The organism is Enterobacter sp. K510 (genome assembly GCF_055804875.1).
Genome location: NZ_JBNRLQ010000004.1, coordinates 111099 through 127409, shown reverse-complemented (window position 1 = coordinate 127409; position 16311 = coordinate 111099). Strand labels below are relative to the sequence as shown.

Annotated in this window: 17 protein-coding genes; 13 read left to right on the top strand and 4 right to left on the bottom strand. The window is 56.0% G+C overall.

Annotated elements, in window-relative coordinates:
- Window positions 1–133: 133 nt before the first annotated feature.
- The 10 genes from mdtH to ACQUTD_RS08370 all read left to right on the top strand — a co-directional run bounded on the left by mdtH (window position 134) and on the right by ACQUTD_RS08370 (window position 7607).
- Window positions 134–1342, top strand: coding sequence for a multidrug efflux MFS transporter MdtH (mdtH, locus tag ACQUTD_RS08415; RefSeq protein WP_473274910.1), 1209 nt, complete (start codon window positions 134–136; stop codon window positions 1340–1342).
- 64 nt (window positions 1343–1406) lie between these two features.
- Complete coding sequence (grxB, locus tag ACQUTD_RS08410; protein WP_072568132.1) at window positions 1407–2054, top strand: glutaredoxin 2; 648 nt, start codon at window positions 1407–1409, stop codon at window positions 2052–2054.
- 126 nt (window positions 2055–2180) lie between these two features.
- Window positions 2181–2741 (top strand): lipoprotein, encoded by a 561-nt coding sequence (locus tag ACQUTD_RS08405; RefSeq protein ID WP_072568131.1) that lies wholly within the window; start codon window positions 2181–2183, stop codon window positions 2739–2741.
- A 137-nt stretch (window positions 2742–2878) separates the two neighbouring features.
- A complete protein-coding gene (pyrC, locus tag ACQUTD_RS08400; protein ID WP_072568130.1) occupies window positions 2879–3925 on the top strand; it encodes a dihydroorotase in 1047 nt (348 codons plus the stop codon).
- 74 nt (window positions 3926–3999) lie between these two features.
- The gene (gene dinI / locus ACQUTD_RS08395; RefSeq protein ID WP_072568129.1) at window positions 4000–4245 is read left to right on the top strand and encodes a DNA damage-inducible protein I; all 246 of its coding nucleotides are present in this window, start codon (window positions 4000–4002) and stop codon (window positions 4243–4245) included.
- Between the two features lie 285 nt (window positions 4246–4530).
- Window positions 4531–4785 carry a biofilm formation regulator BssS gene (gene bssS, locus ACQUTD_RS08390; protein ID WP_072568127.1) on the top strand — a complete coding sequence of 85 codons (255 nt, stop codon included), beginning with the start codon at window positions 4531–4533 and terminating at the stop codon, window positions 4783–4785.
- Window positions 4786–4901: 116 nt separating this feature from the next.
- Window positions 4902–6023 (top strand): N-methyl-L-tryptophan oxidase, encoded by a 1122-nt coding sequence (solA, locus tag ACQUTD_RS08385; RefSeq protein ID WP_072568126.1) that lies wholly within the window; start codon window positions 4902–4904, stop codon window positions 6021–6023.
- Window positions 6024–6077: 54 nt separating this feature from the next.
- On the top strand, window positions 6078–6194 hold the full coding sequence (locus ACQUTD_RS08380; RefSeq protein ID WP_072568125.1) for a YceO family protein: 117 nt from the start codon (window positions 6078–6080) through the stop codon (window positions 6192–6194).
- Window positions 6195–6462: 268 nt separating this feature from the next.
- Entirely contained in the window at window positions 6463–7029 is a 567-nt protein-coding gene (locus tag ACQUTD_RS08375; RefSeq protein WP_072568124.1) for a cytochrome b, read from the top strand.
- A gap of 2 nt (window positions 7030–7031) precedes the next feature.
- A complete protein-coding gene (locus ACQUTD_RS08370; RefSeq protein WP_218334760.1) occupies window positions 7032–7607 on the top strand; it encodes a YceI family protein in 576 nt (191 codons plus the stop codon).
- A gap of 45 nt (window positions 7608–7652) precedes the next feature.
- On the opposite strand, the gene trhO is transcribed toward ACQUTD_RS08370, so the two are convergent.
- Window positions 7653–8702, bottom strand: coding sequence for an oxygen-dependent tRNA uridine(34) hydroxylase TrhO (gene trhO / locus ACQUTD_RS08365; protein ID WP_473274915.1), 1050 nt, complete (start codon window positions 8700–8702; stop codon window positions 7653–7655).
- Window positions 8703–8924: 222 nt separating this feature from the next.
- On the opposite strand from trhO, the gene ACQUTD_RS08360 reads away from it, so the two are divergent.
- From ACQUTD_RS08360 to ACQUTD_RS08350, 3 genes are all read left to right on the top strand, one after another.
- Entirely contained in the window at window positions 8925–9845 is a 921-nt protein-coding gene (locus tag ACQUTD_RS08360; protein ID WP_473274917.1) for an LpxL/LpxP family Kdo(2)-lipid IV(A) lauroyl/palmitoleoyl acyltransferase, read from the top strand.
- Between the two features lie 161 nt (window positions 9846–10006).
- A complete protein-coding gene (gene mdtG, locus ACQUTD_RS08355; RefSeq protein WP_473274918.1) occupies window positions 10007–11227 on the top strand; it encodes a multidrug efflux MFS transporter MdtG in 1221 nt (406 codons plus the stop codon).
- 90 nt (window positions 11228–11317) lie between these two features.
- Window positions 11318–11692 carry a MysB family protein gene (locus tag ACQUTD_RS08350; protein ID WP_072568119.1) on the top strand — a complete coding sequence of 125 codons (375 nt, stop codon included), beginning with the start codon at window positions 11318–11320 and terminating at the stop codon, window positions 11690–11692.
- Here the strand turns inward: ACQUTD_RS08350 and ACQUTD_RS08345 are convergent, their stop codons facing one another.
- From ACQUTD_RS08345 to mdoG, 3 genes are read right to left on the bottom strand one after another with little or no spacing between them, the layout of a single operon-like run.
- Window positions 11693–11938, bottom strand: a complete 246-nt coding sequence (locus tag ACQUTD_RS08345; RefSeq protein ID WP_412176332.1) for a YceK/YidQ family lipoprotein — start codon at window positions 11936–11938, stop codon at window positions 11693–11695.
- A 51-nt stretch (window positions 11939–11989) separates the two neighbouring features.
- Window positions 11990–14518 (bottom strand): glucans biosynthesis glucosyltransferase MdoH, encoded by a 2529-nt coding sequence (gene mdoH, locus ACQUTD_RS08340; RefSeq protein ID WP_072568117.1) that lies wholly within the window; start codon window positions 14516–14518, stop codon window positions 11990–11992.
- Window positions 14511–16046 carry a glucans biosynthesis protein MdoG gene (gene mdoG / locus ACQUTD_RS08335; protein WP_158684913.1) on the bottom strand — a complete coding sequence of 512 codons (1536 nt, stop codon included), beginning with the start codon at window positions 16044–16046 and terminating at the stop codon, window positions 14511–14513. The genes mdoH and mdoG overlap by 8 nt, the downstream gene beginning before the upstream one ends.
- Between the last annotated feature and the right edge of the window lie 265 nt (window positions 16047–16311).

Here is a 16311-nt window from a genome sequence, read left to right as displayed (position 1 = left end):
CGGAATGGAGTTTCGATGAAGGTCATCAATCAAAGCGGTGGTTTGATGAAAAAATATTGTCGCCGCGGCGGGTGGGAAAATGCCGCGTCACCCCGCAGAATAAGCAGGTGATTTTTTGTTCCCCGGAGGGGAGATGTCCCGCGTATCGCAGGCACGGAGCCTGGGTAAATATTTCCTGCTGATCGACAATATGCTGGTGGTGCTGGGCTTCTTTGTCGTCTTCCCGCTTATCTCTATTCGTTTTGTCGATCAGCTTGGCTGGGCGGCGCTGATGGTTGGTATTGCCCTCGGTCTGCGTCAGTTTGTCCAGCAGGGGCTGGGGATTTTCGGCGGCGCGGTGGCGGATCGCTTTGGCGCCAAGCCGATGATCGTTACCGGTATGCTGCTGCGCGCCGCCGGATTTGCCGCCATGGCGGTGGCGCATGAACCCTGGCTGCTGTGGTTTTCCTGCATTCTTTCCGGGCTTGGCGGAACGCTGTTCGATCCGCCGCGCTCGGCGCTGGTGGTCAAACTGGTGCGTCCCCGGCAGCGCGGCCGCTTTTTCTCGCTGCTGATGATGCAGGACAGCGCCGGGGCGGTGATTGGCGCGCTGCTGGGAAGCTGGCTGTTGCAGTACGATTTTCGCCTGGTGTGCGCCACCGGCGCGGTGCTGTTTATCCTCTGCGCGGGCTTTAACGCCTGGCTGTTACCGGCGTGGAAGCTGTCGACGGTTAAAACGCCGGTGCGTGAAGGGCTACAGCGGGTGCTGCGCGATAAACGCTTTGTGACCTACGTGCTGACGCTGACAGGTTATTACATTCTGGCGGTTCAGGTGATGCTGATGCTGCCGATTATGGTCAACGATATCGCCGGATCCCCTGCCGCGGTGAAATGGATGTACGCCATTGAAGCCTGTTTGTCGCTGACCCTGCTCTATCCCATCGCCCGCTGGAGCGAGAAACGTTTTCGCCTTGAGCACCGCCTGATGGCCGGGTTGCTGCTGATGTCGCTCAGCCTGTTGCCGGTAGGTATGGTCGGGTCGCTGCAACAGCTGTTTATGCTGATTTGTCTGTTTTATCTCGGCGCGATTATCGCCGAACCGGCGCGGGAAACCCTGGGGGCGGATCTGGCTGACGCCCGTGCGCGGGGCAGCTATATGGGCTTTAGTCGACTGGGGCTGGCTTTTGGCGGTGCGCTGGGTTACGCGGGCGGCGGCTGGCTGTTTGACGCCGGAAAACTGTCGGCGCAACCGGAGCTGCCCTGGCTGATGCTGGGGCTAATCGGTCTTGCCACCTTCGTTGCCTTGTGGTGGCAGTTCAGCCAGAAAAGCGCCCGCACAGAGGTGCCGGAGCCAGGCATCTGATTTGAAAGCCGCATTTTTCTCTTCCATACTGAAAGTGAGAACCACAATCATCTGGAGGAGAAACGTGAAGCTCTATATCTACGATCACTGTCCGTTCTGTCTTAAAGCCCGCATGATTTTCGGCCTGAAGAATCTCCCCGTCGAACTGAACGTGTTACTCAACGATGACGAAGCCACGCCGGTGCGTATGATTGGTCAGAAGATGGCGCCGATCCTGCAAAAGGACGACAGCCGCTATCTGCCGGAAAGCATGGATATCGTCCACTATGTTGATCAGCTTGACCATCAGCCGCTGCTCACCGGCGCGCAAAACCCGGCTATTGCCGACTGGCTGCGCAAGGTGAATGGCTATGTGAATCGCCTGCTGATCCCGCGCTTTGCCAAATCCCCCTTTGATGAGTTCGCCACGCCGGAAGCGCGCGCGTATTTTGTGGCGAAAAAGGAGGCGGCTATCGGCGATTTTGCGGAGCACCTCGCCCACTCCGCCGGGCTGGTTAAGAACATCAGCGACGACCTGCGGGCGCTGGATAAGCTCATCGTCAAGCCTAACGCCGTTAATGGCGAACTCTCTGAAGATGACATTCATCTCTTCCCGCTGCTGCGTAACCTGACGCTGGTGTCAGGCATCACCTGGCCGACCCGCGTGGCGGATTACCGCGATAATATGGCCAAACAGACGCAAATTAATCTGCTCTCATCCATGGCAATCTGAGCGTAACGGGACGGGTGCGAAAGCGCCCGTCACTCTTTTCGGTGTTTTCTGCTGGCATATGCTGCACTGGTGCGGGATGCTCCTTTATGTCACGATTGGCATAAAGGTGTCATGTTGAGGAAACCGATGAAGAAGATAGTCTTAGCCGCCACGCTGATTGTGAGTGGTTTACTCGCCGGGTGTAATCCGTTAACTCAGTACACCGTAAGTGAGCAGGAAATTAATCAGGCGCTGCAAAAGCGTAACGATTTCTCCCGCGATATTGGCGTGCCGGGCGTGGCGGACGCGCACATTGTGCTGCGTAATCTGAGCAGCGCGATTGGCCGCGAAGAGCCCAATAAAGTCACCCTTACCGGCGATGCGAATCTGGATATGAATTCCCTTTTCGGCAGCCAGAAAGCCACCATTGCGCTGAAGCTGAAAGCGCTGCCGGTTTTTAATAAAGAGAAAGGCGAAATCTACCTGCAGGAGATGGAAGTGGTGGATGCCACCGTCACGCCGCAGAAAATGCAGAGCGTCATTCAGACGCTGATGCCCTATCTTAACCAGTCGCTGCGTAACTACTTTAACCAGCAACCCGCCTATGTGCTGAGGGAAGATAGCAGCCAGGGGGAAGCGCTGGCGAAGAAATTCGCGAAAGGGCTTGAAGTCAAACCCGGCGAAATCGTCATCCCTTTTACTGACTAACCCAGGGGCGCCAGGCGCCCTTTTTTATGCGTCCTGTGCGGAAAAGGGATGCAAACGAAAACGTTTACGCCTATCCTTTGTGCCCGGCATAAAACCAGCCATCACTGACTGATTACCACGCAAGCCGGAGCGCACTCATGACAGCACAACCCCAGGTTTTGAAAATCCGCCGCCCAGACGACTGGCACATTCATCTTCGTGACGGCGATATGCTGAAAACGGTCGTGCCCTACACCAGTGAGCTGTATGGCCGGGCGATCATCATGCCGAACCTGGTGCCGCCCATCACTACCGTTGATGCCGCCATCGCCTATCGCCAGCGCATTCTCGACGCCGTCCCCGCCGGACATGATTTCACGCCATTAATGACCTGCTATCTGACCGATACGCTGGATCCGGACGAAATCGAGCGCGGCTTTAACGAAAAGGTGTTTACCGCCGCCAAGCTTTACCCGGCTAACGCCACCACCAACTCCAGCCACGGCGTGACCAGCATTGACGCCATTATGCCGGTGCTGACGCGCATGGAAAAACTGGGCATGCCGCTGCTGGTGCACGGTGAAGTCACGCACGCGGATATTGATATTTTTGATCGGGAAGCGCGCTTTATCGACACCGTGATGGAGCCGCTGCGTCAGCGTCTGCCGGGTCTGAAAGTGGTGTTTGAACACATCACCACCAAAGATGCCGCCGACTATGTGCGCGACGGCAATGAGCTGCTGGCCGCCACCATTACCCCACAGCACTTGATGTTTAACCGCAACCATATGCTGGTGGGCGGCGTGCGCCCGCACCTGTACTGCCTGCCGATCCTAAAGCGTAATATCCACCAGCAGGCGTTGCGTGAACTGGTCGCCAGCGGTTTTACGCGCGCTTTCCTTGGCACCGACTCGGCCCCCCATGCCCGTCATCGTAAAGAAGCAAGCTGTGGTTGTGCAGGCTGCTTTAACGCGCCGACGGCGCTGGCAAGCTATGCCACGGTGTTTGAGGAGATGGGGGCGCTTGCGCACTTCGAAGCCTTCTGCTCGCTGAATGGTCCGCGTTTTTACGGCCTGCCGGTCAATGAGAGTTTCGTGGAGCTGGAGCGTCAGGAGGAGCAGGTGCCGGAAAGCATTGCCCTTACCGATGACACCCTGGTGCCCTTCCTCGCCGGAGAAACCGTGCGCTGGCGCGTGAAGCGTTAAAAATTCGCTGCCCCCTGTTGTAAATGCAGGGTAATGACTGTATAAATAACCAGTAAATTATACAGGGGGCAACTATGCGTATCGAAGTGACTATCGCCAGAACCACCGCCTTACCGCCGGGCGCTATTGATGCGCTGGCTCAGGAACTCTCCCGCCGCGTCTGTGATGACTATCCGCACAGCGAAGGCAAAGTTTCAGTACGTTTCGCCGCCGCCAACAGCCTGACGGTGTTCGGCGCAGCGAAAGAAGATAAAGACCGCGTCAGCGAAATTCTCCAGGAAACCTGGGAAAGCGCCGATGACTGGTTCAGACAGGATTAAACTACAACCTCACTAAGCAGTACCCTCATTGTTCTTCTTGCCGGGTCGCCCCGGCTTTTTTTTGTTTTTTTCAGCCACTTTCCGATTGAAATCAGGGGATGATGAAAAAACAATCCGCATCTCCTGCCCCTTTCTTTCAAAAAAATTTAAATAAAAAGACGGAATTGCCGATAGTTCTAATAATTAACGCATTCACGTTAATTATTGATATACTTAAGCTGCTTCAGAAAAACACGCATTGAACCTCAATAATCGTTGTATTCACGTACGCAAATGGGGGTTGAAATGGTTAAAAATAATGAAGTCATTCAAACTCATCCGCTCGTAGGGTGGGACATCAGCACCGTAGACAGTTACGATGCCATGATGCTGCGTTTGCACTATCAGACCCCAAGCCAGCCCGACCGTGATGACACTGAGGTCGGCCAGACGCTGTGGCTCACCACTGAAGTTGCCCGTCAGTTTATTTCGATTCTGGAAGCAGGGATCGCCAAGATCGAATCCGGTGACTATCAGGCAGATGAGTATCGCAGACACTAGATCGTGAGTATCTTCTGTCCTCCAGGCACCCATTCGGGTGCCTGATTTATTTCTGGCTTGTATATCCCATACAGGTTAATTACTCTCCTGCCTGAAGAATTTGCCAGGAGAGCGTAATGAAATATGACCTGATTATCGTCGGCAGCGGCTCTGTAGGGGCTGCGGCAGGCTACTATGCCACACGCGCCGGGCTGAATGTCCTGATGACCGACGCCTGGCTGCCGCCTCATCAGCACGGCAGCCATCATGGTGACACCCGCCTTATCCGCCACGCCTATGGTGAAGGCGAGAAATATGTTCCGCTGGTGCTGCGCGCCCAGAGCCTGTGGGATGAGCTCGCCGCTGATAGCGGTGAAGCGGTCTTTGAACGCACCGGCGTCATCAACCTGGGTCCTGCGGATTCCGCTTTCCTCGCAAACGTGGCGCAAAGCGCCCGTGAATTTAATCTCGACGTCGAACGTCTCGATGCGGCAGCGCTGATGGCGCGCTGGCCGGAGATCCGCGTCCCTGAAGGGTATATCGGTCTGTTTGAATCACAGTCCGGCTTTCTGCGCAGCGAACTGGCGGTGAAAACCTGGATCCGCCTCGCCCGTGAAGCGGGCTGCGCCCAGCTGTTTAACTGCCCGGTTACCGCTATCCATCATCATGATGATGGCGTCACCATTGACACCGCCGACGGCCAGTACAGCGGCGCGAAGCTGCTGGTGAGCGCCGGCACCTGGGTCACGCGGCTGCTCCCCTCCCTGCCGGTGCAGCCGGTACGCAAGATTTTCGCCTGGTATCAGGCCGATGGCCGTTACAGCGCCAAAAACAACTTCCCGGCCTTTACCGGCGAGATGCCCTCCGGCGATCAGTTCTACGGTTTTCCGGCTGAGGATGACGCGCTGAAAATCGGCAGGCATAACGGCGGACAGATTATTTCTTCAGAAGAGGAGCGCACGCCCTTTGGCAGCGTGGCTACCGATGGTTCGGAAGCCTTTCCTTTCCTGCGTCAGTTCCTGCCGGGCATTGGCTGCTGTCTGCACGGCGCGGCCTGCACCTATGATAATTCCCCGGACGAGGACTTTATCATCGACACCCTGCCGGGCCATGACAACACGCTGCTGGTCAGCGGACTGAGCGGGCATGGCTTCAAGTTCGCGCCGGTGCTGGGCGAAATTGCTGCCCGTTTTGCCGCCGGGCAGACGCCATCTTTTGATCTGACGCCCTTCGCCCTTAGCCGTTTCGATAAATCCTGACCCCGCAGGCCCGCCCGTCGGGCCTGTTTTACTTATCTGATCCCGGGTAACGCGATGCGTCGTATATTTGAATTTTTTATGAATAATATCCGCGAGCATTTTATGCTCTATCTCATTTTCTGGCTGGTGCTGGGCATACTGGATATTATCTATCTCTTTTATATTGATTAATCCCCTGACAAAAATTGACATTTCCTGAAGATCTGCGCTTTTCTGCCCAGTATTTTTGAATGAGGGTTATAACTTATAACCCCCTGTTGTAGCGCCTGCCCTCGCCCGCTGCCGCAATTAATAACTAAATCATTGAATGCCAAAGCCATCAATCCATCAATAAAAATGAACAAGTAAAAATATTGTTTATTTTTGTTATTTATAAGTTGCAATATTATTTTCGCCGCGCCATTTTACTTTCACCTTGTTATTTAAAACGGACATTTATATGCAATGGCGTAATTCTCCCCGCCGTTACGGCGTGCTGTCGATGACACTCCACTGGGTGATGGCGCTGGTGGTGTATGGCATGTTTGCCCTGGGATTATGGATGGTGACGCTCAGCTATTATGACGGCTGGTATCACCAGGCACCTGAACTGCACAAAAGCATCGGCATTTTGCTGATGATGGGGCTGGTGGTGCGTCTGCTGTGGCGCTGGATCTCGCCGCCGCCTGCGGCGCTGAAATCCTGGTCTCGCACCACCCGTCTGGCCGCCGTGGCCGGACATGTCGCTCTCTATGCGCTGCTGTTCGCCATTGTGTTCAGCGGTTACCTGATCTCCACCGCCGACGGAAAACCCATCAGCGTTTTCGGCTGGTTCGAGATCCCCGCCACCTTCGCCGACGCCGGGGTTCAGGCGGATCTGGCAGGTGAAATCCATCTATGGCTGGCCTGGGGCGTGGTGATCTTCTCCGCGCTGCATGCGCTTGCCGCTCTCAAGCACCATTTCATTGATAAAGATGACACCCTCAAGCGCATGCTGGGTAAATCATCCCCTGACTCCGGAGTATGACGATGAAGAAAAGTATTACCGCCCTCGCCCTGAGCGCCCTGCTGTTCACTACCGGCTCTGCCGTGGCAGCAGATTATAAAATTGACAAAGAGGGCCAGCACGCCTTCGTTAACTTCCGTATTCAGCACCTGGGCTACAGCTGGCTGTACGGTACGTTTAAAGATTTTGACGGCACCTTCACCTTCGATGAGAAAAACCCGGCGGCGGATAAAGTGAACGTCACCATCAATACCAACAGCGTGGACACTAACCATGCCGAGCGTGATAAGCACCTGCGCAGCGCCGAGTTCCTGAACGTGGCGAAATTCCCGCAGGCGACCTTTGCGTCAACCGCAGTGAAAAAAGACGGCGATGCGCTGGATATTACCGGTGATCTTACGCTGAACGGCGTCACCAAACCTGTCACGCTGAAAGCGAAACTGATCGGTCAGGGCGACGATCCCTGGGGCGGCGTACGCGCGGGCTTTGAAGCGGCGGGTAAAATTAAGCTGAAAGATTACAACATCACTACCGATCTCGGTCCGGCGTCTCAGGATGTGGATCTGATTATTTCGGTGGAAGGCGTGCGTAAGAAGTAATGCAGAATGATTGCCGGGTGCGCAGCTGCGTCACCCGGCAACAATTTATTCCGGATCGGGGATCCCAAGCTGGGTATTCAGACGACCACGGGATTTGTTGAAGATTTTATTGCCGTTTTCACGACCAGCCCGACGGCGACGCTGTTCTTCTTCCGGCAGCGCCCGCTCCTCCTGACACAACACACTGCAACAGCCGCTGAACTTCTCGGCACAGGCCGGACACTGAATAAACAGCAGATGACAACCGTCATTCAGACAGTTGGTATGGCTGTCGCACGGCGCGCCGCACTGATGACACTGAGCGATCACATCGTCGGAAATACGCTCGCCCATGCGTTCATCAAAGACAAAGTTTTTACCGATAAAGCGCACCGGCAGTCCCTGCTCGCGGGCGCGACGGGCGTACTCGATAATGCCGCCTTCGATATGCCAGACTTTGTTGAAACCGTTATGCTTCATCCAGGCGCTGGCTTTTTCGCAGCGAATGCCGCCGGTACAGTACATAACAATTTTCTTGTCTTTGTGCTCCTGCATCATCTCAACGGCTTTCGGCAACTGTTCGCGGAACGTGTCCGCCGGAATTTCGAGCGCATCTTCAAAATGCCCCACTTCGTATTCGTAGTGGTTGCGCATATCAATAAATACCGCGTCAGGATCATCCAGCATGGCGTTTACTTCCGCCGCCTTCAGATAATCCCCCACATTGCTGGCATCAAACGTCTCATCTTCAATGCCATCGGCGACGATACGGTCGCGCACTTTCATGCGCAGCACCCAGAAAGATTTTCCGTCATCATCCAGCGCGACGTTCAGTCGCAGACCATCCAGCGCCGGATCAAAGGCATAGAGGCAGTCACGCAGCGCATCAAACTGACTTTGCGGCACGCTGATTTGCGCATTGATGCCTTCATGTGCTAAATAAATGCGCCCGAAAACATTTAACGCCGTTAATGCCTGATAAAGGGCATCGCGCGTGGCTTTCGGATCGGAGAGAGTGAAATACTTATAGAATGAGACCGTGGTGCGCGGCTCGGCTTCCGCCAGCATACGCGCCTTCAGCTCCTCATTCGAAATGCGGTTGTGTAACACTGGCATGGTGTACTTATCCTGCAATAACGAGAGATGGGTGAAAAACGGGCAGCATCATATAGCAAATACTGTTAATTTACATCCATACATTTTGCGCTACATTTCACTCACCAGAAAAAATACCAGGCAACGAGGCTCTGGAAAGAACGATTTCTCCGCCATAAACGTCGGTGAATTTATCTTAGTGCGAAGGCATTAACGCACGGCTTGTCGAATCACAGGAATGACATGACACATCTACCCAAATTTTCCACCGCCTTACTTCATCCGCGCTACTGGTTAACCTGGTTTGGTATTGGTTTGCTGTGGCTGCTGGTTCAGCTCCCTTACCCGGTGATTTATCGGATGGGTACAGGTCTTGGCCATCTGGCGATGCGCCTGATGAAGCGTCGTGTGCATGTCGCTACCCGTAACCTGGAGCTTTGCTTCCCGGAAATGAGCCAGGCGGCGCGCCACGACATGGTGGTAAAGAATTTTGAGTCGGTGGGCATGGGCCTGTTTGAAACCGGCATGGCCTGGTTCTGGTCGGACAAACGTATCGCCCGCTGGGCGGACATCATCAACTTTGAGCCGGTCTATGAACTGCAACGTCAGAAACGCGGCAATCTGCTGATCGGGGTGCATTTTCTGACCCTCGAACTGGGCGCGCGTATGTTTGGTATGCAGACGCCCGGGATCGGTGTTTATCGCCCGAATGACAACCCGGTAATCGACCTGCTGCAAACCTGGGGACGCCTGCGTTCCAATAAAACCATGCTCGATCGCAAGGATTTGAAAGGCATGGTGCGGGCGCTGAAAAACGGCGAAGTGGTGTGGTACGCGCCGGATCACGACTATGGCCCGCGCGCCAGCGTGTTCGTGCCCTTTTTCGCCGTAGATCAGGCCGCGACCACATCCGGCACCTGGATGCTGGCGAGAATGTCCCAGGCGAGCATCGTTCCCTTTGTGCCGCGCCGTAAACCCGGCGGTAAGGGCTACGAACTGGTGATGCTGGATCCGCAAAACGATCCGCCGCTGGATGACGCCGAAACCACCGCCGCCTGGATGAACGGCGTGATCGAAAAATGCATCATGATGGCCCCGGAGCAGTACATGTGGCTGCATCGTCGCTTCAAGACCCGTCCGGAAGGCGTTCCTTCGCGTTATTAGCATTCATCGGTAAGCCGGGGAAGCGGCAGCGCCACCCGGCAACTTCTCTCTCCCCCCCCGCTTTAAGCTTTAAGCGCTCTCCGGTTTGCGGCCCCCTCTCCCCAGGCGTATGATTAGCAGGCTTACTATTTAAACCTGTTAACGCCTGCAACCGGACGGTTATGTCACCCTCAGCGACGCCCCTTAACTGGAAACGGAATCTTGCCATTGCCTGGATCGGCTGCTTTCTCACCGGCGCGGCCTTCAGCCTTGTGATGCCTTTTCTGCCGCTCTACGTTGAGCAGCTGGGCGTCAGCGGCCACAGCGCGCTCAATATGTGGTCCGGTCTGGTGTTCAGCATCACCTTTTTGTTCTCGGCAGTCGCTTCCCCGCTGTGGGGCGGTCTGGCGGATCGTAAAGGCCGCAAACTGATGCTGCTGCGCTCGGCCCTCGGCATGGCGGTGGTAATGATGCTGATGGGTCTGGCGCAGAATATCTGGCAGCTGCTGGCGCTACGCGCCTGTCTCGGTCTGCTGGGCGGGTTTATCCCTAACGCCAATGCGCTGATCGCCACGCAAATGCCGCGCAATAAAAGCGGCTGGGCGCTGGGCACGCTGTCAACCGGCGGCGTCAGCGGCGCGCTGTTAGGCCCGCTGGCGGGCGGGCTGCTGGCGGATAGCTACGGTTTGCGCCCGGTGTTTTTTATCACCGCCGCCGTGCTGTTCATCTGCTTTTTACTGACGCTGTTCTGCATCCGCGAAAACTTCACGCCGGTGGCGAAGAAAGAGATGCTGCACGCGCGTGAAGTCATTGGTTCGCTGAAAAGCCCCAGACTGGTGCTGAGCCTGTTTGTCACCACAATGATTATCCAGGTCGCCACCGGCTCCATTGCGCCCATCCTGACGCTGTACGTGCGCGATCTGGCGGGGGACGTCAGCAACATCGCCTTTATCAGCGGCATGATCGCCTCGGTGCCCGGCGTCGCGGCTCTGCTCAGCGCCCCCCGGCTGGGTAAACTGGGAGATCGCATCGGGCCGGAAAAAATCCTTATCGCCGCGCTGATGGTGTCGATTTTGCTGCTGATCCCGATGTCCTTCGTGCAGACGCCGGTTCAGCTGGGCATATTACGTTTTCTGCTTGGCGCGGCAGACGGCGCGCTGCTGCCAGCCGTACAGACGCTGCTGGTCTATAACTCAACCAATCAGATTGCCGGGCGCATCTTCAGCTATAACCAGTCGTTCCGTGATATCGGTAACGTCACCGGCCCGCTGCTTGGCGCGGCGGTCTCGGCCAGCAATGGCTTCCGCACAGTATTTCTGGTCACCGCCTCGGTGGTGATGTTCAACGTGATCTACTCCTGGCTGAGCCTGCGGCGGCGTCGTCGGGAAGCTACGGCGATGTGATGATGCTTAATTTTGCCTGATCGCCCTTGCACTTTCCGATCTTCAACTATTCTTTCCCTGAACATCACATCCAATTACAGGGAGAAGACAATGACTATGTATGCCACGCTGGAAGAAGCCATTGATGCTGCACGTGAGGAGTTTCTGGCGGCGAATCCGGAACTGGATGAAGAAAACGCCAACATACAGCAGTTTAACATCCAGAAGTATGTGCTTCAGGATGGTGAGATCATGTGGCAGGCAGAGTTTTTAGCTGAAGAGAGCGATGACGGTGAATGTCTGCCGATGCTTACCGGTGAAGCCGCGCAGAGCGTGTTTGACCGTGATTTCGATGAGATCGAGATCCGTCAGGAGTGGCTGGAAGAAAACACCCTGCATGAGTGGGACGAAGGCGAATATCAGCTTGAGCCGCCGCTGGACACCGAGGAAGGCCGCGCGGCAGCCGACGAGTGGGATCAGCGCTGATTATTCATAAGGGCCGTGATGCGCATCCAGCGGCAGCAACAGCGTGTCGAATACCAGCGAGAACGGTAGATCGAGCACCGTAAGGTACCGCCAGCCTGAATCGCGAACGTCCCATTGCACGCCGGGGTAGTACTGGTTACCGTGACCCTGCCCCGGCAGGGTACGACTGATAATGCTGCCGCAACCGCTCAGCAACAGCGCCATAATGGCGACAGCGAAAATTTTCACGCCTCCCTCCTTATTCATTCAGACAAAAAAATACCGGCCTGCGGGCCGGTATTTTCCTTAATGTGCGGCTTACTTACCGTTGAGCGCCTGCGGGTTCAACCGCAGCGCCTCGTAATGGCTGATCCACGACGAGTAACGCTCCGGGGCTGCCCACACGCGGTAATGCATACGTGACAGGGTGACCGGGTCGCTCAGCAACACCAGCCGACGATCGCGCGTCAGTTTATCCGGCGTTTCGTTCAGCGCCTGCTCAACATGACGATCGCGGGCGATTTCCAGCACCTGGCTTGCACGGTGACGGGCAGTGGCCATGGCGGTGGCAAGAGCGTTAAATGACGGGTTAAACACCGCGTGCATAAAGCCGTCGTCCAGCGCGCGGGCGCGGTTGATGGTCAGATATTTGTCGGTATCCACCAGCACCTGCGGCGGGGAATACTCTTCCGGGATAAGGAACAGTTTCCAGCGCTTGGTACGCAGACCGACAGTGGCACGGCTCGAGATCACCGACACGAACGGCGACAGGATCAGCGAGAAAACGATAGGCGCCAGCCAGAACAGGAAGCGCAGATCCAGCCACGCCATACCGGCGGCCCACACCAGGCCCAGCAGCAGCTGCGAGCCATGACGCATAAAGGCTTCACCCCATGGGGTAGAGTCGTCGTCACGCTGCGGCGAGTTCCAGACCACTTCCCAGCCGAGGAACGCGCTGACCACAAACACCGTGTGGAACAGCATACGCACCGGCGCAAGCAGCACGGAGAACAGCACTTCCAGCAGCAGCGACAGGGTCACGCGCAGGAAACCGCCGTACTCTTTCGGCCCTTTGCACCACACCAGAATGATACTGAGCAGCTTCGGCAGGAACAGCAGCACCATGGTGGACGCAAAGAGCGCGATCGCCAGCTCCGGACGCCACTGCGGCCACACCGGGAACAGCTGGCGCGGTTGCAGGAAGTATTGCGGTTCGGTCAGCGCATGCACCACCTGCAAAGCGGTGGAGAGCGCAAGGAACATAAACCACAGCGGCGCGGACAGATAGGACATCACGCCGGTCAGGAACACCGCGCGGTGTACCGGGTGCATGCCTTTCACCAGGAACAGGCGGAAGTTCATCAGGTTGCCGTGGCACCAGCGACGGTCACGCTTGAGTTCATCCAGCAGGTTCGGCGGCAGCTCTTCATAAGAGCCAGGCAGATCGTAGGCGATCCACACCCCCCAGCCCGCACGGCGCATCAGCGCAGCTTCCACAAAGTCGTGAGACAGAATAGAGCCTGCAAAAGACCCTTCACCCGGCAGCGGCGCCAGCGCACAGTGCTCAATGAACGGCTTCACGCGGATAATGGCGTTGTGCCCCCAGTAGTGGGATTCACCCAGTTGCCAGAAGTGCAGTCCGGCGGTAAACAGCGGACCGTATACGCGGGTGGCGAACTGCTGGCAGCGCGCATAGAGCGTATCCATGCCCGAGGCTTTTGGCGAAGACTGGATAATACCGGCGTTAGGATTGGCTTCCATCAGACGCACCAGACCGCTCAGACAGTCACCGGTCATCACGGAGTCGGCGTCCAGCACCACCATATAGCTGTACTGATTACCCCAGCGACGGCAGAAGTCATCGATGTTACCGCTTTTACGTTTCACGCGGCGGCGACGGCGACGATAGAAGATCTGCCCTTCGCCCTGCACTTCCGCGATCAGCTCCATCCAGGCTTTCTGCTCGGCGACGCAAATATCCGGGTTGTAGCTGTCGCTCAGGATATAGACGTCAAAATGCGCGGCATTGCCGGTGGCTTTAACCGATTCCCATGTCGCACGCAGACCCGCGTAAACTCGGTCCACGTCCTCGTTACAAATCGGCATGATCAGCGCGGTACGGTGTTCCGGATTAAGGGGTTCATCCCCGACCGTCGAATGCGAAATGCTGTATTTGTCTTTACCGATGAGCAGCTGTAAGAAGCCCATCAGCGCGGTCCAGAAACCAGCCGATACCCAGCAGAACAGCACGGCAAACAGGATCAGGATCCCGGTTTGCAGTACGTAAGGCAGCAGCTGCATGGCTGACACCAGCAGATCCTGGCCTACCATATCGGTCGGGTTGATCAGCGCCCAGCCCTGATAAGGCAGAATGGTTTTCATGTACCAGGTGGCGACCACCGTCTGGGAGATCGTCAGCAGCAGTAAAATGTAGCGACGGATAGTCCCCATCATACGCCACTGCTTTTCGCTCTCCTGCTGCTCTTTGGTCAGACGGGACAGGTAGCGCGGCGGCACATCGCGGCCGCGCAGACGATCCCAGAAACGACCAATCGGGTTAGTACGCCACTGTTCAGGGAACATGGAAGAACGCGTGGCTTTCGGCATCGCCTCAAGCTGGGTGCGTCCTTCATCGTCTTTGATCAGTTGACCTTCGCCGAGGGACTCGGGCCAGACCTGTTGCAGACGCGTCTGCACCGAGCCGAGCGGGGTGTCATCGTCCCGCTCGAAATGACGGTGCTCAGCATCCAGCGCTTCGTGCACGGCGCGCAGGTCCGTGGTCGGCAGCGCCGCTTTCTCAATATCTGAAAGCGGCAGCGCGTCGATATACTCAGTAGTCTTATTCATTGGCAGGTAGCTGATAGCTCCAGGTTTCACTCAGCGGCTGCTCGCCATTCACCAGCGCAGCACGCATATCGGTCGTCGCTTTAGGATCTTTCACCTTCACGCGCAGGGTTAAACGCCAGCCATGCGTGACCGGGTTATAGCGCACGGCTTGTTCAACGATTTCGCCGTTATCGCCAATGCTGGCCTGCGCCGTCACCGGCGTGTCCTGCGGCAGTTTTTTCATATCCTGGCCGACGAAGTCCACCACGAAAGCGATGGTGCCATCCGGCTGACGAATAAGGTTAGATTGCTTCACGTCACCGGTGGAACGACGGGTTTGCAGCGCCCAGGCGTTATCCGGCGCATGCAGTTTGTCTTCGTCGCGGCTAAAGGTGATGCTGTACCTGAAGTTCATCTCTTTACCCGGCTCCGGAAGCTGATCCGGTGTCCAGTAAGCGACGATGTTATCGTTGGTTTCATCGTTGGTCGGGATTTCAACCAGCTCGATTTTGCCTTTACCCCAGTCGCCCTGCGGAGTGACCCAGGCGCTTGGACGCAGATCGTAGCGGTCATCCAGATCTTCGAAGCGGGAGAACTGACGGCCACGCTGCAACAGGCCAAAGCCCTGCGGGTTTTCCATGGCGTAGCTGCTGACGGCCAGATGTTTCGGGTTGTTCAGCGGACGCCAGATCCATTCGCCGTTGCCGGCATGAATCGACAGACCGTTAGAGTCGTGCAGCTCCGGACGGAAGTTGGTGGTCGGCGACGGTTGACCCGGCCCAAACAGGAACATACTGGTCAGCGGGGCAACGCCCAGTTTACCCACTTTGTCGCGCAGATAGACCTTCGACTGCACGTCAACCACGGTATCGCGACCCGGTATGATCACAAAGCGGTAAGCGCCCGCCGCACGTGGGGAGTCCAGCAGCGCATAAATGGTCAGGCGTTTGTCGGTCGGTTTTGGACGCTCGATCCAGAACTCACGAAAACGCGGGAACTCTTCGCCAGACGGCAGCGCGGTATCGATAGCCAGACCACGGGCCGAGAGGCCATAAGTCTGACCCGCGCCAATAACGCGGAAATAGCTCGCGCCCAGCATACTGACGATTTCGTCGTTTTTGTCTTTGCTGTTGATAGGATACAGCACTTTAAATCCGGCAAATCCCAGATCCTTGACGGTGTCTTTGTCATGCTGGACGTTGCCGAAATTGAAGTAATCCGGGCTGTATTTAATTTTACGCACGGCGGTCGAGGTCACTTCATTGACGGTGACAGGCGTGTCGAAGTACATACCCTGATGATAGAATTCGAGCTTGAATGGGGTTTTAACGTTATTCCAGTAAGCTTTCTCGTGATTGAACTGGATCTGCTGATAGTCCGCGTATTTCATATCGCGGAAAACAGAAGGCAGGTTGCTTTTAGGGGCTTCATAGCCTTTACCGGCTAATGACTGTGCCTGTTTTGCTACATCATCGAGGGTAAAAGCCCAGCCCGATGAGGAGTACAGGGATAACAGTACCGCTGCGCCTAACCAACGCATTTTCATCACTTGTTGTTTATGTTTCATATAACTAAGCACTTCCCCCTTTGTGTGCTTAAATCGATCCATCCATTTTAATGGAAGTTCTGGCATTCCGACAACTTAATCCCGGCTTTGTTCGCGCGCTGGCTCAGTGTGTAAGCAAATGAAAGTCCACCATTATCAATTACGCGTTTATCCTGGAGACAGATTGTCTGACTTAGTGTAGGGTTGCCACCGAATGTACCCTTTATTTAGCCTATGGAATAAGGCGAAAAGTCTGATACTGCATGGA